Below are 26,204 nucleotides of genomic sequence, written 5' to 3'. Positions count from 1 at the left end.
CAACTAAAACTCCTGACCTAACACAAAATGGAACTGAGAACCGGAAGCGCCCGGTCTATTAGGTATGTCATCAAATCCATACCCCCAATCTATTCCCAATAATCCAAACATAGGCAAAAAGACACGCAACCCCACGCCTGCAGATCTATAAAGATTAAAGGGTTCAAATTCGCTTAATTCGTACCAAGAATTACCTGCTTCTAAAAATGCCAAAGCATAAATTGTTGCCGATTGCGCTAAAGATATAGGATAGCGCACCTCCATTGTCCATTTTGTATATACACTGGCATCTGCAGCATCAGGTGCAATAAAACTTGAACCTGCATTTGTCAAAGATCCATTTTGATATCCTCTCAAACCAATATATTCACGTCCGTACAGACTATAGCCCGACATTCCATCTCCCCCCATTTCAAAACCTTCAAACGGAGAACGTTTATGTTTATTATAATATCCCAGATAACCATATTGCACACCTCCATACAATACTAATTTTTCCCGACGATCTAAAGGCATAAACATTTTTCCCACAAACTTCCATTTGTGATACTCTATCCACCTATATTTTACTTTATCTTTCATATTTGATTTTCCATAATCCCTACCATCAAACCAAGAATAAGGAAGAGTAAAGGCAAGTGACATCGTAAAGTCACTTCCTTTACGAGTATAAAGAGGATTATCTATAGAGCTCCTTTTCAACTGTGTAGAAAACGATAGGTTATTGGAATTACCGTTACTCATAATATAATACGGCCAATTCTTTAATTGATAACGTTGATAAGAAATTTCATTATACATTGTAAAGTAATCATCCGGCCATTTTATTCTACGTCCTAATCCGACACTAACCCCAAAAGTTGTCATCAACTGATTGGTATTATACATGTCACGACTATTATTCACGTAATAAGAATGATTATAATAGTTAGAAGAGTAACCAGTCTGTCTGGAATAGTATGCAGAAATACTCAAAGAATTAGGTTTTTTACCCCCTAGCCAAGGTTCGCGAAAGGAGACACTAAAAGAAGTATAATATTTCCCGTTTGTTTGTGCTTTCAAACTTAATGTTTGTCCATCCCCTTGAGGTAAGGGCCTATAAGATTCCCAATTAAAAATATTTCGAATGGAAAAATTCGTAAAAGTTAAACCGACTGACCCAATAATCATTCCTGCTCCCCATCCTCCGGACAATTCAATCTTGTCGTTAGCTTTCTCCTCTACATCAAAATAAATATCTACCGTACCATTTTCTGCATCTGGTTTAGGTTCCGGCAAAATATGTTCCGGATCGAAATGTCCTAAATTTGCTAATTCCCGAATGCTTCGTACAATATCCTCCCGACTAAACAATTCTCCCGGATAAACATATAACTCCCGACGAGCAACATGCTCATGCGTACGATTATTACCACGAATAACAACACGATTAATTGTTGCCTGCGGCCCTTCCATTATACGAATTTCCACATTAATAGAATCTGCCCCCACAACTGTCTCGACCGGCACAGCTCGAAAAAACAAATAGCCATTATTTACATATAACTTGTCTACTGCAGTATTCTCATCTGTACGAAGGCGTTCCTCAAAATATTTTTTATTATATACATCCCCTTTATTAATATTCAATACCCGAGATAAATAATCCGAATCATAAATCGTATTTCCTACCCACGTTATATTATTAAAATAATACTTATTCCCTTCTTCTACATCAATATAAATCTTCACACGATTAGGAGAAACCTGAACTACGCTATCTGCAATAATCATCGCATCACGAAATCCCTTTTCATTATATTTATCTAACAAATTATATTTATCATCTTCGTAACTACTCTCAATATATTTGGAAGATTTAAAGAAATTACGCAACGACTTATCTTTGGTTTTCTTCATTGCCCGCTCTAATTTAGCAGACTTCACTTCCTTATTTCCTGTAATAATAATATCCTTAATTTTTATTTTACTATTTCGTTCTACCATAACGTCCAATTGGACAAAATTATCCTTTTCCGGATCATCCTTCTGTAATACCTTAATCGTAATATTATAATACCCTTTCTCTTTAAAATGTTTCTCCATGATATGCTTCAAATTAGCAATCATATTATCTGTTACCTGGGTACCGGGTAAGGGATTAATCTTTTCTCTAATTTTCTTTTCTTCAGATTTTTTCAATCCAATATAATTAATTTGAGATAATTTTTGACGTTCCTGTAAATACAAAATCAGATAAATATCATTACCAACGATGCGATCAACAGAAATATTTACATCAGAAAATAAACCATTGGAATATAATCTTTTAATTGCACGAGTAGGAATATCTCCCGGAATTTTTATCTCACTTCCAATGGACATCCCTGACAATTGAATCAACGTTTCCGAATCATAATGATCTGCAACACCAACGACCTCTATCCCTGCAATTCTATAAGTTTTAGGTGAAGAATAATATATTTCTGGCTGAACTAACGTGTCCTGAGCCAGTCCATAAAAATAAAAAAACGTACATATCAAAAAAAGAATTACTCTTCTTACCATTGTTCACAAATTGAATATTGAAAAGAATCTTATTTTTTATCTTTCCCTACTTGTTCCCCCGTTTTCCCAAAACGTCGTTCGCGTTTCAAAAAACTATGAATTGCCAAATATAAATCATCTTTTTCAAAATCAGGCCAAAATTTATCAATAAAATAAAATTCCGTATAAGCGCATTGCCACAACAAGAAATTACTCAACCGACATTCTCCGCTAGTTCTAATCAATAAATCCGGATCAGGAATTCCCGCAGTTGTTAAATGTTCTGCAAACACCCCCTCATTTACGTTCTCGATTTCTTTAATGATACCCTCTTTATATTTTTGAGCAATTCTTTTCGCCGCCTCTATGATTTCCCAACGAGCTCCATAACTTAAAGCCAACACAAGTTTCAAACCTTTATTATTAGCTGTTTTTGTAACCAACTCTTTTAGCTTACACTTAACATTTTCGGGCAAATCAACTATATTTCCAATTACTAAAACTTTAACTTGCTGATCCATCAATGCTGCCGTTTCCCGAACAATTGCATTTACCATCAGCTCCATTAATGCATTAATCTCTTCTTTAGGACGAGTCCAATTCTCTATTGAAAAAGTATACAATGTCAAATACTCCAACCCCAATTCTCCACCCGCTTCCACTATTCGTTTCACTGCATCAACTCCTTTTTTATGCCCAACTACTCTTTCCAATCCTCTCTTTTGAGCCCAACGTCCATTCCCATCCATAATTACGGCAATATGTCGAGGTAATCGCCCTGACATTTTTTTTAATTCTTCCTGTGCCCCCATAGCTATATATTATTTATATCCCCGACATTCTATATTAAGCGGGAACCTATATGTCAATGTCAATCCTGATACAAAAAAACTATCTTTATTATAAATAAAATTCGTCTCACCAGTTTCCCAGGGATCTTCTATACCATCTATTTTATCCGTAAACAATTTTCTGCATCCCCATTCTATTCCACAAGACAAATTTCCATATAAATTAAATTTTACTCCTACCCCAAAAGGAATTGATATTCCTCCTTCATCATTAGCACTAAGAAGTCCTGCTCCCACATAAATATAAGGTGACCATAAAGAAGATTTGTCTGTCTTAGGAACCAAAAAGCTTCGAAAATTAAACTCTACTAATCCACAAATATCAGTAACAGATGTTTTCAATTCCATCGGAAAGACTTCTTCTCCCGGCTCATTCCCCGATTTTACCCTAATTTTCGAAGAACCATATTGCAACCGAATTGCAAAACGATCATTCAAATTATATCGGTATAAACCACCAATATATCCATTCATTCCTTTAAAATGAGTTGACGGATTATATTCTCCCATATAATATCCACCACCTCCAATTATACCGATTTCTGCCCCTGGTTGACAAAAACTACTCAAAGGTAAGAACAATAATAGGAATAATAAAAAGTGAATTATGAAAAAACGAATAATAGATGTAAATAATCTATAATACACAAGACTGTGTATTCCACGAAACCACCCCGAATTGCAATATTTTAAGATAAACATAACTTACGGTCCTTTTCATTCCTTTTATCCTCACCCCATCCTAACTTATTCCGTAAAGTTTCATAATAGTTATGCCCAGGAAATTTTATAATATTCATTCTAAAATCCCCTGCAATCACTCTTATGCTACAATTATCTTTCACTCTTTCAGTTCTTGAATCTAAACTTAAAAGGAACTCTCCACTCCTGCCCTCAACTTCCAAGCGCAGTACCGCCGTATCAGGAATAACCAGACTTCTCATACTCAAATTATGAGGACAAACAGGAGTCAATACTATAGCTCGACATTCAGGACTGATTATAGGACCTCCCCCACTTAAAGAATAAGCTGTTGAGCCCGTAGGAGTAGCTATAATTAAACCATCTGCCCAATAGGTTGTTAAATAAATATCATCCACATAAGCATGAATCCTTAACAAAGATGAATGCTCTGTTTTTTGTATACTTACTTCGTTTAAGCCATAATCAAATCCCAAGAAGCCACTTCCCTCTACTTGTAACCTTACTAAACTTCTTTGTTCTATCTCATAATGACCTGAACAAATATAATCAACTGCCAAATTAATCTCAGAAACTGATACATTTGCCAAAAAGCCTAAATGCCCACTGTTAATTCCTAAAACAGGTATTTCACTATTTCCCACATACAATAATGTATCCAAAAATGTACCATCCCCTCCAATACTTAGCAATAAATCAACTTCCTTAAATTTCAAAGATTTTTTGGAAAATGTATCTTGAAAAAAATCCCGACAATCAAACTCCCTTTCTAACAAATCAACAAACCCTTCCTCTCCCATCAGCCACACGCCCTTTTTCACCAATTCATTTAATAAAGTCTTTAAATAAGAATAAAACTCTTTATTTACATTCTTACCATATACAGCCACACGTCTCATATTCCCTCCTCTTTTAATTATTTCCTTCCCGAATCCTTGCTCCAATTTTACACTTCATGATGCTTATTTCTACCAACACCTCTTTACAACACAACATTACTTTTCCAATACCTTTTTCATCCAAATACTTACAACAGCGAGCTGTATATAATAAATCACAAACTTCCTTACACGAAACAGCAGCAATTGCTAACGAATTTTTAAAATGCTCCAAGGTATTTAAAATGCATCCTTCTGTTATAGTGCAAAAAACACTTTCCGAAGTCTTTAAAAGTAATAAATAAAACTGCCTATTTTTAATATTGTCGGATTGATTATATACCTCTTCTACCAAATTCCGAGCAACCTTCCAAACATGTAATTCTTTAAGACTATGGATTCGGTGCATATAAAAAATAATTACTTTATAATATAAACAAATTTCTACTTACAACGGCTATAAAGATACAACTTTTTATAATAACCGTCCATAATCCGTTCAATTTTCGACTATATTAATATTTCTTCCTATTCTCTATAACAACAAGGAGGTATAGAAAAATCTATACCTCCCCATAAATAAACAATTTATTAATTTCTTTCCAACAAATCTTTTAGCACTTGTGCCTCTCTTCTACCAATAGGCCTTGTCCCCGACGACGTCTGTCCTGATGTCGAATAATCATTTGTATTTAATACATAGGCATTTTTAAAACCTTTCCTTCTTATGTTTTGCAAACTATCTTCCGCTCTATTTTTATCTGCATACATTCCACTGCAATACATGTAAGAACCATCTGCCATTGCATAAATATCCACATCATCAATACCCTCAAATACCTGCATATCCAATACCTGATTGGTAGGCATCAATACAACCGTATACCCACTTTCCATCCATCTAATTTCTGATTCCCGTGGTTTGTCAATATACCTGCGATTTGGCAATTTAACCTTTTCTTTCTGACTCTTACGTGCCAATTCCAACTTTTTCTGTATTTCAAATTTTTTCAACCGAATTAACAAAAGTTCATCATCACTTATCTTATCTCCACTAATGTCATGTTGTATCTTTTTTTCTGCAACATAGCGTTCTACATTCATCACAAAAGCATCATCCACATATTTTCTAACTCCAGACAAATCTCTATTAGCAAGAGCTTCATCAGGATACTCTCCTACCGTATAACGATATATATTATCATATCCCAAATACACTTTCACATTCTGAAAATTTTCATAATATACACGAGGTACCGGATTACGAAAAGCACCTACTTGAATAGCATAACGATAATCAACTGCAAACATTTCCTTTTCCGGCACTACCACTTTCTCTTCTTTCGGTTGTTCCACTTTACGACTAGGTAACAACTTCAAAGAAAAAAGAAAATCATTATATCCCGTACCCCCTCTATTCGTTGATACATATCCCTCACTACATTTTGTATCTTTAAATACTAAAGCAAAGTCATCCATAGATGAATTCACTGGACGTCCCATATTTTTCGGTTCAGACCAACTTCCATCATCCAACATTTCTGATACAAATACATCCAATCCACCTAAACCGACATGACCATTCGATGCAAAATATAATTTTCCACTATCATCAATAAAAGGAAACAATTCATCATCAGAGGTATTAATAACATCACCTAAATTCTGAATTTCTCCACATACCTCTCCATCAATCTCCATCATATAAATATCTTTCCCTCCATTTCCCCCTGGCATATCTGATACAAAAAACAACAATGAATCCCGAAATAGACAAGGGTGTGCACAAGAATAATCCTCCGAGTTGATACTCAACTCTCTATTATTCTCCCACTTTCCATTCCTATTTTCAGCCGTCATCAATTTCAAAATACTGGTACCGTCTTTTTTCAAAATCGTCTTTGAATAATATATACGGTCAAAATTCTTTGTAAACGTTACTGCTCCTATATGATACTTATCAACTAACTCATCAGCAAAAGGCATTAAACGCCCTCCCTTCCCATCTGCAGAAAACATAGCGTTATATAAACGAACCGATTTATAACCTCTCGTATCTTTCATTGCATCTTCCCCTGTCCCCGGTGCAGCAAGAATAACACCCTTGCCTTTATAATAAGTGACACCTGAAGAAAAACCACCAAAATCCACATTTGTTTTATTAGCAGTATACAATGGCTTTTCTTTCGCAACTTCTTTTGCAAATTCACAAGATGCCTTTAGACGTTCTAAAGCAATTTCATCACATCCCACTCCTTCTGCAAGATCTGCTATATCCAATGCCTTATTATATTCGCCAGAACGCTGTAATGTTATAGCATAATACAACAAATCCTCTCCCCCTAAAATGTCTTGATTTAACGATTTGTAAACTTGACCTGCCCGAACCACATCATTCAAATGGAAAAAACAATTAGCCATTCGAGCTCTTATTTGGTTGGTATTTCCCTCTTGAGATGGATTTTCTAACTCCTTTTGATATAATTTTAATGCACCCAAATAATCTCCTCTCTCAAATAAACGCTCCGCTCTATTCTGTCCTACAACAAATTCCCACGAAAGCAATACGATTATTATAACCCCTAATTTCATAAATGAACTATTTCGTTTATATGAAATTTAAAAATATCGAATTGAATTTATATCTTCATAATTCTCTTGTGTTGGAGCACTTTTCTCTTTTTTCTTTCCAAAACTGAATGTTAAAGAAATCTCCTGTACACTATTGAAATTATTATCTACATCCGAACTATTTCCTTCAAATGAATATCCCAACCACAACTCATCAATCAACTTTACCCTGGCCATTGCAGCGAAAGCTTGTTCCGTACGATACTGGACACCAAAAATAAAACCCTCCCTATAAATCAATTTTGCACCTAAATCAAGCTGAGTGCTTTCCTGACCGGAATAAGTCAGATATAGGTAAGGCTCCAACTTCGCATTTTCACTTAAACTAAAACGATAGCCTCCATATAAAAACATACGCAACATGTCCGAAATCATCGAATTGATTTTATTTCCCTGTTCATCAATCGTATTATACTTGAATTCAGGAATTGCAAAACCAAGATAATACTTATCTGCTTGAAAGTGTAAACCAAATCCAAAATTCGGCTGACTATAATTATCCGAGAAAATAATTTCTTCGTCCGCCATCTGATAATTTCCTGCATTGGAAACATAATTTAATCCAGCCTGCAATCCGAAAAAAAGATATTTTCCTTCATTCACTTTCAATTTATAACTTCCTGCAACGTAAGCAAATAACTTTTGATATGGTCCATACTTATCAAATATCAATGATAATCCCCCTCCTAAATTTTTATTTTTTATCATTGAATTTATATTAAAAGCACCTGTAGAAGGCCAATAATCTGACTTCTCAAAACGGCTCCTGTAAAGTAATAAACCATTTATTCCCTCTTCCACGCCCATACATGCCGGATTTATTAACGGTTGGGTTAGCCCATAATCCGTAAATCTTAACACGCTACTTTGCGAAAAGCCCAATATGCTTATTAATATTAATATTCCCGTAATTAAAAATCTCATACCACTATTTTATAAAGGCGCAATTTAAAGCAAAATTCTCCAATCACTTCAATTTTTAAGTTAAAAGTAACTACTAATAATATTTATACTTTCCCCTATTCATATCGCGACGTATCTCCAACCAATTTTTCAATATTTCTTTATTACCTAAATCTATGACATAAGTATAGATCCCGTTAGGTAAATTAAAATGAGAAACATATCCACTAGTTGCTTTTCCAGTACCATCCCAATCATTTTGATAATTCTTGGCTTCAAATACCACTATTCCATCCCGATTATAAACCCGAATGTAATGCTCCGGATAATCAGCTAAGAAATCCAACTGCCATGTATCATTCAATCCGTCACCATTCGGTGTGATAATATTAGGTATAAAGAATCTCTTTCTATCCAAAACACTAATGTAAATATACCCCGTTTCTATCTTCGTTTGATCAAATTTATCAACCACTTCATACTTCACGACATCCGATCCAACAAATCCAGCATTTGGTGTATAATCAAAATATCCATTGAAATTCATCGAACCAACACCCCATCTTGGATAACCATCTGCTGTGATTCGGAAAATTCTAGAATCAGTATCACCTTTTCTTCGCATATTCAAATTATGAATTCTTTCACCTTGATAAATTGTAATCATTGTATCCCTACCCTGGTCACCAAAACTGATAACTAATTCATTTGATAAAACTTCTGAAGTACAGATTCTTTCTCCTTTCACTCCACATATAATCACATCTCCTTGAGCTAATTTATCAGAAATATACTCCGGATAATCACTATCATTCAATACATAATCATAATTCAAATACCATGTATAGTGAGCATTTGTAGGCATACCTATAACTTCCGACTCAATAATAATTTCATCTCCAGGTCCTTTATCTCTCAAATCAGAGAAAATCGTCACTGCTGGTTTCTCCAATACCCGAATTACCATAGAATCTACCAATACTTTACCATCATAGCATACATCATTCCCCGGAATCAACCAACACTTCAACCACATATCCTTGTCGTCCAAAGTTGCTTCGACAAACTGAGTATGTCCCCAATCCCACACATCCTTACGCCAATTAAATGTTGGATTAGTTCCTGCATTTTCATAAACAGCAGTAAATAATATCCGGTCTCCTCTACAAGCCAATGTATCTTCTATGTTATTAATAATCTCCAAACTAGGTGTTACCCATGCTTTCTTTCCTAAAAATACAGTATCTACATATTCCGGCAATTCCGTACAAACTTCTTTAGAAGGAGTCACTATTACTCTCATCCATGTATCTTCCTGTCCCATTACCAATGTTACCTTTCTCTCAGAATAACTCAATAATTCATTTCTTGAAGAAGTCTGTATCGGTAAATGAAATACATCATTGTACCAATCAACATGAGCAGAATCACCTACATTCTTCGCTGCAATCCAGAAATCAACCGTATCTCCCGGACAGAAGCGATGTTCTGGATCCACAGAAGTCAATAAATTCAATGAAACCTCCTCAAATTCACGAGCTTTCAAACGCAAATAGTGTGCACATACCTCTTCACAAGCACCATCACTATAACCACATACCTTCACAACAATATCATCTTCCTGAAACTCTGGAATCCATGTTAATACACAAGTATCCGTTTCCAACTCAAAATGCTCCTCCGGTAATTCCAATCCGTCAATCGTCCACCTATAGTGTGCATTTTCTATTTCATAGCCCTCAGGAGAACTCAACACAGCCCGCAAAGCAATCTGCCTTCCCCGACAATACCAACCATCTATTTTATTTGAAGGATCAGTATCCTCTATAATCCCCTCCTGCATCAATAACACAATTTCAATCTCAAAACACTCTTTTACCCCCAGTTCAAAAACCATGGAAGTTGTATCACAATCATTCGCAACCACAACTTTAAATTCAGAACCATCCCAACTTTCCGGTAGCGTCTTTAAAACCAACGAATCCGTTGTTGTTCCGCTTATAGTCGGTAAACTTACACTATTATCACTTAATGGAGACCAATCACCATTTTCCTTACGATACCACTCATAAGTCAAAGGCCCCGAACCTGTTGCTGTTACAGCAAAATAAACATCCTTTCCAATAGCTATATTTCGCGGATTCTTTGAATGACGAACAATTACCGGTTTTTCTTTCACTACCACAATGGTATCCTTTGTCACCGTACATCCGTTTTTCGCTGTTGCCGTTGCCGTGTATACCCCAGTCAAGGCCGGTTGAAAAGGTACTCCATTCTGTACTCCGTTATTCCATGTTACCTCTGCTCCTAAGTCTGCTGTTGCATCTAAAATTACAGACTCTCCCGGACATATTTCCGTTCCTTGAACTGACAAACTCAACGTCGGTTTCGGATTTACATTTACCATCACTTGATCGGTTGCAGAACATCCATATCCATTCGTTCCGGTTACCTCATATATTCCCGATGTTGTCGGAATAAAAGGCTGACCATTTTGTACTCCATTATTCCACGTATATTCAGCATCATCACCACTTCCTGATAAAATCAATTCATCCCCTTCACAATGCTCCAACGTAGAATTCTGCACTACACCATGAGCATACACCAAAGGCACTTTATAGAATTCAGCATCAATATTCTGACTAGGAGAAATATTCCCCGTCACTGTAGTTCCACCAGCTAAAGAAGCCTCAAATTTAGACAATTCATATATTCCTTTTTTATCCGTAGTCACAATATATGTCCATGATGTGTTTGTTTCCTGATTTACTGTCATAGCAACAGAACCATCTGGTGCAGATAATACATAACTATATTTCATCCCCGCTGTGCCCCCTGTAACCTTTAAAGTAATTGTTCTCGTTTCTCCCGGATATTGACATACTTTTTCAGTAATCTCCCATGACAAAGTCGGAACACCAGGCACTCCTTCGACATTTACCGTCACGTTTTTCGTAGCACTACATTTCCCATTCTTAGCTTCCACAGTATAAGTTGTTGTACTGTTTAGCGTTCCTGTCTGCACACTCGCTCCTGTCGAAGATACAAGCGGACCACCAGACCAAGTTAATGGAGTAGTAGATGGATCTACAATCACACTCAACTGAGAAGACTCTCCAGACGTAATAGATGCTGGATTAGCCAATTCACCACTCAACTGCGGAGTCTTTGTAATCACTAAATTTATATCTTTCTCAACCACACCCCCAGTACCTGTATCTGTTACTTTTAAATGTACTGTATATGTTCCAGGATCAGACGTATTTGCTACTGTCGGAGCAGCCGCCGTCGTAGATGATAAATTTACACCTGCTGGAGCAGTCCACAAATATGTATAAGTTCCAGAGCCACCACTTGCAGCAGCATCTAATGATATCGGCAAATTTCCCGAACAAACATCTTGATCTTCCGGCTTAGCTGTCAATGCTCCGCCCGAAACCTTTACAGTTGTAGTCGCTGTACCTTTACATCCATTATTATCAGTTACCACTACGGTATAAGTTTCTGTGGCTGTTAAAGCTCCTGTACTAACACTAGCCCCTGTTCCTGTTACAGAAGAAGGAGTCCAAGTATAAGTATAACCAATACCCGTAGGGGTTGCAGTTAAAGTCGTACTACCACCATTGGAAACAGTTGTATTTGTTGCAGTCAACCCAGCCGTTACCTGATGACCTGTTACTGTTACAGCTGTTGATACATTACTTACACAGTTCTTCTGATCTTTCACCTGAACTGTAAACGTATTCGTTCCATTGGCAATCGTTGCATTTTTCGTAGCCGTTGTTCCTCCTGCAGGATTCCATGTATAAGTATAAGGAGCACCACTTCCTCCTGATGCACTCGCTGTTAAGTCCAATTTATCTCCCACACAAAAATCCGTTTTGGCTGGAGGAGTAATCGATACTGTAGGTTGTGGATTTACCGTAATAGCCTGTGTCGCCCTATTCGTACACCCATCTTTTGTTACCTCTACCGTAACATTTCCTCCCGTTGTTAAAGTTACATCCTTGGTTCTACCTGTACCAGTAGCCAAACCACTCCATGTATACGACGTCGCTCCCGACGGATTAGCAGTCAAAGTCGTTTTTGTATTAGCACAGACTTCTGTTGGAGTAATAGTCACTGTCGGCAAGGCATTAACTTTTACAGTATAATTTGCCTGAACAACCGCTCCACTTTTATTTGTTACATAAGATCCATCAGCATTTTTCAACTTAGCTGTAAGATTATAAGTACCTGAAGTAAGCCCCGTTCCAATATTACCTGTTGTAACAGGAGTTCCTGACGTTATATTAGCATTTCCCCATTCTATAGTATATCCAGCGGGTGCATTCGCAACTGTTGCAGTCACTGTTTTATCTGTTGCTCCTTGACACAAAGTAGCCCCCGTCACCGTTATTGTTGGATCTGGAATTTCAGGTTGTAGTGCCCAAGATCCTGTATAAAAGTCACTCCCATCATCAGGATTTAAATTTCCAGCTTTATAAGTACCAGAATATTTAACCCCTCCATATTCTACAGATAATACTATAGTTGTTCCTGATGATACTGCATTATAGTCAGTATGCGTTAAATCAAGTTGTGCAAAATAATACCCACCAGCATCAAAAAAATCAAAAGACCCACCAAAAGCCGTTTTAGTAATTACAGGAGTACTCTGTATCGTTAAATTTATATTCGAATAATCACCGGCAGAACATGATCCTGTACAAGGTAACTGAAAATACATTGTTTGAGGTATTGCCCATAAATGCCCCGAAACTGCCAACAGCAAGATGCAAATTATAACAACTCTTTTCATTAGTATAAATTATATATGATTCTAATTTTTATTATTTCTATTAAATCTCTCTAACGAATTCAAGGCCAAGTAAAATCAATCAATGAATTCCTACCCTCTGTTCCTCCAACATAGAGGAATAATACATCATACCCCGCTCTTGCATGATATCCATTTAACATAGCTGGATTACTTTCACTTGTAAATTTGTTCGTAAACGTTATATAAGAATCACTCTGAGGATTTTGAGCTGGATAACGTTTATCCATATTCCAATATCCAATTGCAGATAATTTAGTGACTATCCCCGTCGCTATTAATTGTGATGTCGTTAAAGTTATCCTATCAAATGGAAGATAACATATATTGGGAGAAGATTTTATTGACCCTGCAGTATCCGCTACATTTTTGTTATCAAACACAACATCTCGAGAATCACGAAGTTTACCAAACATCACAAATTCAATTCGATTACCCGGATTTACAGAGATGGAGAAACACAACCCTACCTTTAAATCCACATGGGTACCTGCTGGAGAAACTCCAGTCATACCAACCCATCTATTGGTAAATACCATATAAGAATCATTTAACCATCCCCAATTCCCCGCTTCCTTTACCGAATTATTTGCAGAATTTTTATATTCATCTTTTGCCCATGCATTCACACTCGAAATATATAACTTATTGCTAGCATCTTTATGTTTTCCATCCAATATATAATCTACAAAATCAGTTACATAAGTCAATCCATATCGAGTATGCATATCAAAAATATACGGGAATGCATATATTCCTGACTGACCTTTATTCGTATATACCGTATCCGTCGCATCAGCAATATGACGGACATATCCAAATGTATCAGTTTCAAAAGACTTATATTCAACACTACAAATTGTTCTGTTTGCTGTCACATAATAAAACTCAAGCGAATCCATTGTTGGCTCTGCCCATGATAAAGCAGTAATGCCCGTTCCTGTAGCTTCCGCAGTATAAACATTTCCATCTTTTCCAGTCAAGCAATAAGGATCCCACTTACGACTCCATACTGTATAATCATCAGCCCAATCAGTATTACCCCATACTAATTGAATATGACGTTTATCATCTATCGTATCTATATCTGTAAGTGGTGCATCAGGTATACGATAAATATGAGCTGTATCAGAACCCTTACACCCTGCTACACTCTTACTAGATGCTGTTACAATATATTGAAGATCTTTATCTCCCATAACTCCACTTATTGTTGGATTTGTTGATGCACCACTCAAACTACCTGTCGTCCATGTGGTTCCATCACTACTTTCCCAAACGTCCCAAACATAATCAAAATCTTTGGGATTTACAACATTTAAGTTAAAAATACTGTCTTTGTGTAAAGCAAGACAATTCTCCGCCAACTCAACTTCCGGTAACGCACCAATATTTCCTTCCAATTCAAATCTTGCACTACAGTTATCATTAGAAGCAATAACAGCAATTTTATAACTTACAGTTCCCGTTGTAAAATGTGCTGTAGCCTTATCACACCCGGAACCAAGTGCCGCTGCATCACAAAATATCGAGCCATTGTATGGGTTAATCCAATCATACTTCGTTGCATTAGAAGTCTCTATCGCAAAGTGTACTGCTGTAGAACAACTGTCCAAGGCTTTGAATGAAATCAACTCTATACCCGGACCAATCAGTAAATCCGCCGTATCTTTTGATACACCACCATTTATACTTACTTCAAACCGATAAAGTCCTACTGCGGCTGTACTGGTATTAACAACTAAACTATCCAGATTCGTACTTCCTATCAGAGGCAACGTTGCACCTCCAACCTGAGACCAACTATAAGTAACACCTGTCGTTCCCGCCGGTGAAAGTACTGTCGTCAATACTGCACGCTCTTCTCCCGCACAAACCGTATCTCCAATAGCTAATATTGTTGCCAAAGGTGTCCCCTCAATACCAATCGTAATTGTTGCTGAATCTATACAATTAGTTTCCGTATTTCTAACAAGCACTTTGAATGTTGTAATCTCCTCAACAACAAAATTCAGTGTATTTGCACTTCCAAATCCTTGAATCAAAGAATCTGTAGGCGTTTTTACTTTTAAGAATTCATATTCATAATTTCCCATTGGACCAGCCGTTAATGTAACTGTTGTTCCCACTGCTACCGGACTTCCAGAAGGTAAATTTATACTCCCATTAGCTGCTACCAATGTCGCTTCAAAACCATTTACCTGTATATTTAAAGTCGCATCCGGACCTTCACAACCATAACGGTCTGTTACATGTACTTTTACAGTTTCTGTTTTTACCGTTGTTGAAGCAAAACTTGCAGTTGCCTCATTATTCGTTGTTTGAGTCGCATTTGTCCAAGTATAAGTAAACGGTCCGTTAGTTAATCCTGTCGTATCGGCTACCAATGTCACCATCTCATTACTACATACCTTTTCTGTCCCAGTTAGAGTTACCTCAGGTTTAGCAACTACATGTACTGTAACCGTGGCTGTATCCACACAACCTGTAATAGAAGTTCCTTCAACAGCAAACGTATAATCGCCAATACTCGTTGGAGTAAATGTGATTCCTGCACCACTTACTACAGCTGCTGATGCATTATACCAATTATAGGTTGCAACTCCGGAAGCTGTCAATGTTGTACTTGCTCCACTTTGATAACAAACAATTGTATCTCCGGCAATCATTACATTAGGTATTTCAATATCAACCTTTACTGATTTAATCACAGGATCACACCCCTCAGAAGCTCCCTTTAGATAATATGTCTGAGATGTCGTTGGAGAAACAACAGAAGTTGTCAATTGATTTGTTGAAGCAGCCGGATCTGTCCAATAAGTAATACTAGAAGCAGGATACGTCGTTTGTGCCCAATTAATACCCGAAATCAAATCAACACTACCAGCCTCACAAACACTAAGTGGAGAATTTACCTCCAATTTAGGACCATTCAAGACTGTTACCCTTATTGTATCTTCAGCTGTTTTACATACACCATTCTCCGCACGTACATAATATGTGTGTGTACCGGGAGTATTTACAGTTGGAGAAATTGTAGAAGTAAAATTCGCTGAACTTCCATATTTCAATGCCCCCGGAGAAGTAGTAGAAGCAACTGTCGATAAATTCACAGAGTTACAAGCAGCAAGTTCATGTTTAGACAATGTAAGCGTCGGCATTTTATCTACTGTTACCACGATAGAAGCACGCTCCACCGTACATCCATGTACATCTGTACCATCTACATAATACGTAGTAGTTTGCGTCGGTGTGACAGATTGAGTGGTTCCATTTATTCCAAGTGTCGGATCGTTCGGCACAGAACTCCACGTATATGAACCTCCTGTCAGTCCGCTTGCCGTCAAGGTCACGTTAGAGGATGCTTCACACACAATTTGATCTTCGGACAAGTTCAGCTTTTCCGGAACATATACCTGTATAGTTGTATCAGCCGTAGCAATACACCCATTGTCATCTTTCCGCTGTACTTTAAACTGTGTTGCAGTAGTAATTGATTTTGTTTTTGATTTTCCTCCTCCATCTGCAACTCCTCCTACGGTCCAGCTATACTCTGTATCTGCCCCTCCACTTGTAACCTCAACACTTGCATCACCACCAGGACATACAGATCCTTTGTCCGCCGTTAAAGTAACCGTCGGAAGATCATTCACGATTACCTTACGTGCTGCCGAATCAACACAACCATAAACAGATGTTGCTATAACCTTATAAGTCGTCCCTACCGTATTGACTGTTGTAGTCGCAACAGATTGAGTAGCACTAGTCGGCGCTGTTATAGTTGAAGGCTCTTTCCACAAATAACTTACTCCTTCCGTAAGTGAGGTTGAAGCGGTTAAATTTAACGTTGATTTCAAACAAACTGCCAAATCTGCCGAAGCATCTCCATTAATTTTCACATCAGGCGTTGCACCTATAACCAATTTTACACTCTGATTTATCGTTTTACTTTCAGCATCTGTAAGAGTTACTTGTATAGTATACGTTCCAGGCGTTGCTGTCATCGGATTAAACGTCAATACCAAAGAATCTCCTTGTGCAACTTTAGTTTGAATTCCTGCTGCTGACGGAATACTACCCCATGTATACGTGTAAGGTGTAGTACCAAACATAGCTTTAGCCCTCAATACAGCTCCGTCACTCAAATCAGTAATACAAACTGTATCTCCTTTCAACAAACTCCAAGCCAAAGCCTTCGCTGTATATTTAACCTCTACTTCAGCAGAATCCTTACATCCTTTTGCCGTCGTCATTACCACCTGATATTTCGTAGATGCTGTAGGTAATGGAGGATTGTAAGTTGCAGATGCCGTATTGCCCAAATGAGCCGGCACCGGATTCACCCGATTATAACTATAACCCGTAATAGCACCGGCATTTCCCGCAGAAACACCTATTGCCGTCAAGGTTAAACTTGAAGAAGTGCCTTCTATAAAAGTAGCCGGATTAGCTGTCAAGCCCGCACCTTGAATATATCCCCCCTCTACAGTTTGAGAGCCAGTCGCCGTACATCCTTTTGCATCCGATACTGTCAACTCAAGCGTATTCAAACCTTTTCCTAAAGTAGCCAACACTTGTGCACTATTACTCTGTACCACAAAACTAGCGCCTCCACCTGTTGCAGTCATACTCCATACATAATTAGAATAGGGCGTCATACCGCCAGTCACCGTTGCCGACACATTCACATCCGTTCCGGCACAAGCATCTGCAATTGTCGATATCGTAACCGTAGGTATTTCATTTATAGCTATATTATACGCATCTGAACGTGTCTTACATCCACCTGCGACCTCTGCCTCCACAGTATAAGAAGTTGCTGCAGTAAGGTTTGGTGTCGTATAAGAAGTACCTGTACCAACCTGATTATTGGAAGCATTATACCATTTATAAGTAACACCAGCCACCCCAGCAACCGTCAATGTCGCATTGCTTCCTTTACATACTTCCGTAGGACCGGAAATAGTTGGTTTAGCCGGGCTCTGATTTACTGTAGCTTTCAACTCCACAGTATCTGAACAACCCGTCGTTGTATTTTGCCCTACTACCCAAAATGATTTAGGAGAATCAGCAAAAGCTACTGTTTGAAAATTAGACGTCGGATTAGTACAATTGGCATTAGAATAATATGTCAACGTTAAACCTGTTGTCCCTCCCAAAGTAGCAGAAGCCAAATCAATCTGCGAACCTTCACACTGCGGTGTCGGCTGATTCGTAACTGATATATTCGGTTTGGGATTTACCGTAACCGTTGCCGTATAGTCAGCAGATTTACAAGTTCCTTTTACAGATTTCACCAAATAGGTTATTGTAGTAGGTGAAGTTCCTGTATTTACAGGAGTAACATTTACTGTATTGGCTGTCACCGCAGAACTCGGATTTACCCATTCCCAACTATCTGCCGTCTGTCCTGCAGCGACTGTTGCAGTCAAAGTAATAGTCTCCCCGGAACAAACAGTAGACTTTGACGCAGCTAAAGTAGCAGACGGAGCCTCATTTACTGTAATCTGCAATTGAGTCGTATCCAAACATCCTGCATCTGATCGCGCAATAGCTTGATATGTCATTGTTCCTTGTGGAGCGGCTGTATAATTACCATTAGTTGTACTAAAAGTACTGTGCGATGCAATATTGACATCTGTTGAAGTTCCTACTGCACTCCATGCATATTGCTTTGCTACATTTTTAGAATCAGTAATAGACAATGTCAATGCATCATCTTTACAAATTGTAGCAGCTGGAGTAGGAACAATTGTAATATTCGGTTTCGCACTCACAACAAAAGCAAATGTTGCATCTGCTGTATTTCCACCAGCATCCGTTACTGTTGCTTTTACTTTATAATCTCCAGCAGGACAATTCTGTGCTATCTGAATGTTATCCCCACTTACAGTTGCATAAGAAGGATTAAACGTATTCGTTCCTCCTCCATCAGTCAAGGCTATGGTATAAGCCCCGTCTGCATTCGATACTGTAGCTATTGTACTAACATTCAAAATACTTCCCTCACACATATTTGCAGTAATATCGGGAACTGAAATCGTAATTTTTCCCCCTGTAAAATCAACTATTTTATCGGTATAGTCCCATGTACCAGCAGGATAAAGATTATCTGAAATCTCATTTATTCCTCCACAATCATAAGTTATTACAATATGCAAATTATAATTATTTGAAACATTTTCTGCACTCAACGTTCCAAAATCAAAATCTCGAAATTCAACAGATAGCCCTAAAAGACCACCTAAATCTACAAACTGCGTATTTACAGGTGATGAGCCAATTGATGAGCCATCTGCATCAATATTTCCCAATGCGATTATTGCTTGTGTTGTTGTAACTGTACCAACATCATGAAATGTCAAAAAGCATTTCGTAAAATCTGTTGCTCCTGCCATATCTATATCTGGACTCACACCCGGTGTTATTACAGTCGTGGTAACAGCTTCCGTTTCTAACGCAACATAAAATCTCATACACGAAGCATTGCTCGTAGGAATAAAATTTCCGTTTAATCGAGGCATTACCCATATCATACTTTCCGTTTTAAAACTCCCTGTATTATTAAACGTCTTTGTAATATTCTCTACAGGAGCCGTCCACGTTGTATCTCTACACGTTTTTTGTTGAGCTTCGACACAAAATGTCATCAATATATAAATCCCAAACAATAAAATTTTTTTCATAGGACTATTTATAATCTTCAAACTTCCAACTTAATTTTTCGATGTTAACTCTAGACTGAATTACCGTCCATGGTCTTATATAAAGCTTTTTATTTATTTCTTGCGGATTCCAAATATTAAGTGTACTATTATAATCTGCATACTTATTCGGCCTTCTCCAACTCTGATTCGTAAATGTCCAAGTTTGAAGAGATACTTTATCAGGTATCTTATTTCCAATATGCTGCAACCAGCAGGAATCAACTGAATATAAAGATGCTGCTATCATATTATACCTATCAATACTTCCTTGTGCATATAAATCGTATGCAACATCAGAAGGTAATTTTCCATATAACAACAACTCTATATCACTTTTATCTACTATAGTTTCTCTAAAACGAACTTGATATACTTTACCTAAAACTAAATCCGAAGTATCTCCTGTAAATACATTTAATGTTTTATTATATTTCAAGCGTTTTTCTCCCCATGTATTCATAGTTGCAGTATAAGATAAAGACGAAAGTGTAAAAATATTATATTTCCCATCCCCACTTATATCTTTACCAAAATATTTTGCTAAATCTGTCATATTAACTAATCCTTTAGCTTTCATATCAAAAGGATAAAGAAAATAATTATATGAATCATCCGCTAAATCTGTTGAAATTATAGAAACCCACTGTTTAAAATACCCAACCGTATCGCTGGAACGAGAGTAATAACTCTGTCCTAACTCAGCGATATAACGGCTTGCATTGGCATAGAAGAATTCCAAGGTATCATTTGAAATATCCACCAGATATCTATCTGAATCAGCTACAACCATAGCTCGCGATGCATATTGTGTTGCCACTGCATAACCATCCCATTTCACACTCATAACCCGAACAGAATCCGCCTGTTCCAATCCCGGTTGCGTGTGATCCCACAACAAGAGAATATTTCCCGTTATAGAATCCTTATCAATATCCAAAGCTATTGAATCCGGTATGATATAAGCCCGAACCGTATCCGTTGCAGAACAAGCAGCATTAATCTTGCTACTGGCTTTAAATACATATTCCACATCACCGGACAAAGGTTGGGATTGCATCGTCAACAGTGTATCCGTTCCATCTATCTTACCTGACGGATCAGAAGTCCATTGATAATCAAACGAACCATTCAGCAATTGCGTCGTTTGATCCACATGCAGAGTAAAGATACTATCCCGATATTGAGCAAATGAAGGCTCCAAAATATTGACAACCGGCATTTCACCAATCGTAGCATCAATTCCTACAGTGTCAGATACACAACCATTTGCTGCTACAGCATATACCGTTACCGTATGATGCCCTGTTAAAGACAATACCAACATATTGCCAGTCACTGCTAACGGACTGCCGCCATCCAAACGCCATGTATAGCCTAACACCGGCTCTCCTGTATTCGTCACCTGAATCGTATCATTCTGACAATCCCAATGACCATTCAAAGCCAATAACGGTGCATAAGCATCATTCACTTTTACATTGACTTTTGCTGCCGCCTGTTTACCATTTGCGCCAGTCACCAATACTGCGTAGGTATAGTCTCCTGCAACCACCGGTTTAAACACAACCGATGCCGTATCGGTTTTTCCAACTAAGAAATCTGTCGGAGTCCAATCAAAAGTAGCTCCTTGCACCGGCCCACAAGTAATCTCAGCTGTCCACGTCATTGTGTTATTCAAACATATCGTATCTGTCTCCGGTGTCGCTTTCACGCACAATCCGTCAATATTATCTATAATAACTTTGGCTGTATCCGGTAAGCTGACACAATTATCACCATCCGTTACATACAATTGATAAGATGCGGGATCATTTAACAGTTTTGTTTGCGGATACTGATAAGCCGTATCGGCAAGAGTTGCTAATCCGCTTGCCGGAGACCAGTGCCACTCATAATCAGCCACTGTCGTACCTCCGGTACCCATCGTTGTAATACTTCCCAACAAAACTGTACTATTACCCGCTTGTATAGTCATATCTGGTCCTGCACTAATTATCGGAGCCGTATGTGTAGGATCCTGCACCAACATAATCGAATCAGCACCTACCAATCCGGACTGATCCATCACTTTCACACTATATTTATCCACATCGGCATAAGCAACCCATAAGGTATCGCTTAATCCATTTGTATGAGACGAATTTAGTAAAATTCCGTCTCTATACCAAGAATATTCAAAATTTAATTGTCCTCCGGCTGCACTAGCTACCAACATAGCTGCACCTCCCAAACATACTTGATTACCATAAGGAGATGTCAAAGAAACAAGCAAGCTATCTCCCATGACTACAATGTCTTTTTCCAATGTATCACTCGGACAACCATTAGCATCCGTAGCAAATACCTTCATTGTATAATTAGCCGGAGTGTTTACCAATACATTGTAATAACTAATAATTCCCTGTTCAACCGAATCTTTCGGTAAACTGCCAAACCAATGATAAATATATTCCTTATCTGCACCAACTACAATTGGAGTACCTCCCGTTGCTTGTACACCTGCAGAAATATAAGCCGTATCATTTACCAGATAATTCGGAGACTGAGGTTGTGCCAGCCAATTCAACAGAGAAGGACGTCCGAATACCTCTCCCGACAATGTACGGGTCATACTACATACCGTTCCATTAGACGCCGTCACTTCTATAGTATAAGCTCCCGATGCTGAAATCGTATAAGTTGCCGCATTGAATGCTGTTTGCTCAACTGTCGCAATACCGGCAGGTATCGTAGACCAACTATAATTTTGCGTTGCACCGGATCCGGTAGCTACCACTTTTCCGACACCACAACTATCTGTTATAGCCAAACTTAACAACGGAGTAGGATTCATATCCACCGTAATTTGCTTAACAGATGAACTACACTCACCCAATTTACCTGTCACTTCATACGTATGCTGTCCCGTCAAGGTCACCACAAATATACTATCAGTACAACTAATCACTGAACCATCTTCTTTCCATTCATAAGAGGAAGCAAAGTTAGTCGTACCACTAGGATAAACTACCTTCAACGTATCATATTGACAATCATTTGTTCCACTCTTCACTAAATCAAACTTCGGAGCTTCAGAAGACAATACATGAATATCCGATTTTAGTGCCGCCACTTTGTTACCGTCTTCTACCTGAACAACAAAGGTATAATCACCTGCTACCGTCGGTACAAAATGCGCAGAATCTCCTTTCACTTCCAATTCCGTCATAGTAGGAGTCCATGTAAAAGTCGCCGATGCACTTAACGAATTTGTAGCTTCCCGAACCACCATCCACACATCATTTCCCAAACACAATGTATCAACAATCGGATCAATACTCAAATGCAATCCATCCGGAGTGACATTCACTATCACCGTATCCGGTAAGCTGACACAATTATTATTATCCGTTACATACAATTGATATTCTTGTTGTGCTGTAAGTGCTTTCGTTAAAGGATATTGTTTAGTTGATTCAGTTGTCGTGTTCAACATATTCGCAGGCATCCACAACCATGTCTGAATATTCGTACCACCTCCCAACAAAACAGTCTGTGCACCACTGGCAATAGTCATATCAGGACCTGCATCGGCAGGTGTAGCTATCAAGGTCGGGCTAATAGTCAACTGTATCGTATCACTTCCTAATCCCAACGGATTACCGCTATCTCTTACTAACACATAATAGGATTCTGTAGCAGTAGGCATTACTATCAACTGATCCGTCATACTACTACTTGTTACAACTTTAATCGGATTAGGCTGTCCAAGTAAATACCATTCATAAGTATAATTAGCTGTACCTCCATTTACTGTTGCCTCCAAAATAGCAGAACCGTTCTGACATACAACAGTTCCATATACTGAATTCAAATCTACACTCAATGGCGTATATCCCGTTACATCAATATCGTATACAACAGTATCACTAATACATCCCATAGCGTCTACCGCATAAATTTCAATATGATAGGACATCGCCTGTGCAACAAACTGGAAGTTATCATTATCTGTTCCAAACCACGTTAATGAATAAGGTGAAATGTTATTATATACATAAGGAGCCGTCCCTCCTGTAGCTTCTGCAGTTCCTTGAATTAAACTGCTAACAGCCACCGGACTTGAAGTAACGGAAGGTAAAGTAACCGTAACCTTATGAATATCTACCGTCACCGTATCAACGTCAGACCTGCAATTACCTTCTATGGCTACCACTTTCACATGATGAACCCCTGTTGTAGTCATTGGAAATTTAGCCCCTGTAATACCAGTCTGCAAAACTCCGTCTACATACCATTCATAAGCACTAGGAGTAATGCTTCCCGTTGCCAGATATGCTTCTAACGTATCTCCCAAGCAATAAACAGGATTCAAATCCGTAAGCATAGGTGCATAATCCGGCTTCACATGAATAGTTACACTAGCCGTTTTCTCTACCCCATTTATATCTGTTGTCTTAACATCAAAGGTATAATCACCCGCTGCAGTCGGAGTAAATACAGGTGTAGAAGATGTTGAATCATCCAAACCTGCCGCTGGTGACCATCTGTATGATATCGGGAAATAATCATCTGGAGCAACTACACTCAATTGAGAAGTATTAGCCAAACAAATTGTATCCGGCGTTGCCACAGCAAGAATAGTTGTTACAGAATCACAATTCACAACTGTAAAATGAACCGTATCACTCTTACAACCATTCATGGGCTCTTGTGCTACCACTGAATAATTTCCCGGTTGTGCATTCGGTATAATCACCGGATTACCCGTTGCAAAATAATTTCCGCTAGCATCAAACCATTTCACAATAGCTCCCCAATCAGAAAGCGAATTTAAAGAGGCATTCACATTCACATTACAATTATCCCAACTCGGTTTAATTCCTAATGTCAAACTCGGGTTATTAACCGTAACATTAAATGTCTGTTCTACCGAATTAGCGCATCCTTGACCTGTTACTCTTATCTTATACAAACCATTAGAAGCGTTATTCACAACAGCCGGATTTGTCGTTGCTATAAGTTGGCCTGCAGGATTCAACCACTCTATGTATGCGCTCCAGTCACTTAATGCCAATAACTGCAACGTAACTGTTTCCGTACAACTTGCATAACCACTCGGATTTAATGTTATCTCAGGCAAAGTATTCACTTTTACCTCAAATTCCAATGTATCACTATTACATCCACCCGTAGTACCCTCAGCAAAAACATAATAAGTACCATTTGTAGTTATCGTTGCAGAAACAGGTGAACCGGTAGCTATAACCGTACTCTTATCCTGAGCTAACCATTTCACCGTTGCCCCTGCATCACTCAATGAAGACAACTGCAACAATACATTCGTATCACAAGAAGTAAACAACGGCTCTACAGTTATAAGAGGTTCTGTTTCCGTAGACACATTAAACGGTAATGTATCACTCTGACAGGAAGCACCCCCAACTGCAACCACATAATGTATGCCATTATTAGCAGGAGCTTCATGTAACATATACGGATTCCCTGTACCTAAAGAATTCTTGTTCACATCAAACCAGTGCACTGTTGCACTCAAATCACTTATAGAAGTCAATTGCAAAGTAACATCCTGCGTACAACTAGAATACCCACCGGCATCTACTGTTATAATCGGATTCGTATTAGGACGAACCGTCACTGGCAATGTATCACCACAACCAGCAGCTGTTACACTAATATAATAAGTTTCCTCATGCGTTACCCCCGTTATGGTAAAAGGATTCGTACTTCCCAATACCATAGTCTTTGACGGATTTAACCAATTTACGATAGCCGAAGCATTGGTCAAACCGGAATAAGCAACTATTACATCATTCCCACAAGACGTATATTGCGGCTGCAACGTAACACTGGGTTTCGTACCCAACAATACGTTTACAGTTACAGTATCACTTAGGCAACCGTCTCCATTTTCCGCATAGACATAATATGTTCCGGATGTTGTTACAGTTGTTGTATTTATGTCCGTATAAGTATTATCTAACCATTTTAATGTTGCCGTATTATCACTACAAACTGCAACTAAATCCAAAGAATTACCACAACTTGTTTGCGGATCCATTGCTGTCACTGTCGGACGAACCCCGAACTGTACATCAACAGATAGTGTATCGCTCGTACAACCACTACCAGCATCCGCATAAACATAATACGTTCCAACCGATGTCACCGTCGTTGAAGGCAA

The 26,204-nt window shown here is 38.2% G+C and carries 10 protein-coding genes; all 10 read right to left on the bottom strand.

Annotation, left to right across the window (positions count from 1 at the left end; translation table 11 throughout):
• Positions 1-3 precede the first annotated feature (3 nt).
• The gene (locus NFR61_RS08895) at positions 4-2,547 is read right to left on the bottom strand and encodes a BamA/OMP85 family outer membrane protein (RefSeq protein WP_251623175.1); all 2,544 of its coding nucleotides are present in this window, start codon (positions 2,545-2,547) and stop codon (positions 4-6) included.
• A 29-nt stretch (positions 2,548-2,576) separates the two neighbouring features.
• Positions 2,577-3,338, bottom strand: a complete 762-nt coding sequence (locus NFR61_RS08890; protein WP_251623173.1) for an isoprenyl transferase — start codon at positions 3,336-3,338, stop codon at positions 2,577-2,579.
• Positions 3,339-3,347: 9 nt separating this feature from the next.
• Entirely contained in the window at positions 3,348-4,025 is a 678-nt protein-coding gene (gene porG / locus NFR61_RS08885) for a type IX secretion system protein PorG (protein ID WP_251623171.1), read from the bottom strand.
• A 41-nt stretch (positions 4,026-4,066) separates the two neighbouring features.
• Positions 4,067-4,978: an NAD kinase gene (locus tag NFR61_RS08880; protein ID WP_251623169.1), complete on the bottom strand. Its 912-nt coding sequence runs from the start codon at positions 4,976-4,978 to the stop codon at positions 4,067-4,069.
• Between the two features lie 13 nt (positions 4,979-4,991).
• Positions 4,992-5,366 (bottom strand): four helix bundle protein, encoded by a 375-nt coding sequence (locus tag NFR61_RS08875; RefSeq protein ID WP_277613067.1) that lies wholly within the window; start codon positions 5,364-5,366, stop codon positions 4,992-4,994.
• A gap of 182 nt (positions 5,367-5,548) precedes the next feature.
• Complete coding sequence (locus NFR61_RS08870) at positions 5,549-7,549, bottom strand: tetratricopeptide repeat protein (RefSeq protein WP_251623165.1); 2,001 nt, start codon at positions 7,547-7,549, stop codon at positions 5,549-5,551.
• Positions 7,550-7,576: 27 nt separating this feature from the next.
• Entirely contained in the window at positions 7,577-8,512 is a 936-nt protein-coding gene (locus NFR61_RS08865; RefSeq protein WP_251623162.1) for a PorP/SprF family type IX secretion system membrane protein, read from the bottom strand.
• A gap of 73 nt (positions 8,513-8,585) precedes the next feature.
• Positions 8,586-13,295 carry a T9SS type B sorting domain-containing protein gene (locus tag NFR61_RS08860; RefSeq protein ID WP_251623154.1) on the bottom strand — a complete coding sequence of 1,570 codons (4,710 nt, stop codon included), beginning with the start codon at positions 13,293-13,295 and terminating at the stop codon, positions 8,586-8,588.
• A 59-nt stretch (positions 13,296-13,354) separates the two neighbouring features.
• The gene (locus tag NFR61_RS08855; RefSeq protein ID WP_251623152.1) at positions 13,355-19,789 is read right to left on the bottom strand and encodes an immunoglobulin domain-containing protein; all 6,435 of its coding nucleotides are present in this window, start codon (positions 19,787-19,789) and stop codon (positions 13,355-13,357) included.
• Positions 19,790-20,003: 214 nt separating this feature from the next.
• Positions 20,004-26,189, bottom strand: coding sequence for a hypothetical protein (locus NFR61_RS08850; RefSeq protein ID WP_251623197.1), 6,186 nt, complete (start codon positions 26,187-26,189; stop codon positions 20,004-20,006).
• Positions 26,190-26,204 lie beyond the last annotated feature (15 nt).

The sequence above is a fragment of the Odoribacter lunatus genome (assembly GCF_943193135.1).
Taxonomy (GTDB): Bacteria; Bacteroidota; Bacteroidia; order Bacteroidales; family Marinifilaceae; genus Culturomica; species Culturomica lunata.
This window is presented reverse-complemented; position numbering and strand designations above follow the sequence as displayed.

Excerpts from the sequence above, each read along its gene's own strand:
- NFR61_RS08895 (WP_251623175.1), bottom strand. The coding sequence starts at position 2,547 with ATGGTAAGAAGAGTAATTCTTTTTTTGATATGTACGTTTTTTTATTTT.
- NFR61_RS08890 (WP_251623173.1), bottom strand. The coding sequence starts at position 3,338 with ATGGGGGCACAGGAAGAATTAAAAAAAATGTCAGGGCGATTACCTCGA.
- NFR61_RS08880 (WP_251623169.1), bottom strand. The coding sequence starts at position 4,978 with ATGAGACGTGTGGCTGTATATGGTAAGAATGTAAATAAAGAGTTTTAT.
- NFR61_RS08875 (WP_277613067.1), bottom strand. The coding sequence starts at position 5,366 with ATGCACCGAATCCATAGTCTTAAAGAATTACATGTTTGGAAGGTTGCT.
- NFR61_RS08870 (WP_251623165.1), bottom strand. The coding sequence starts at position 7,549 with ATGAAATTAGGGGTTATAATAATCGTATTGCTTTCGTGGGAATTTGTT.
- NFR61_RS08865 (WP_251623162.1), bottom strand. The coding sequence starts at position 8,512 with ATGAGATTTTTAATTACGGGAATATTAATATTAATAAGCATATTGGGC.
- NFR61_RS08860 (WP_251623154.1), bottom strand. The coding sequence starts at position 13,295 with ATGAAAAGAGTTGTTATAATTTGCATCTTGCTGTTGGCAGTTTCGGGG.
- NFR61_RS08855 (WP_251623152.1), bottom strand. The coding sequence starts at position 19,789 with ATGAGATTTTATGTTGCGTTAGAAACGGAAGCTGTTACCACGACTGTA.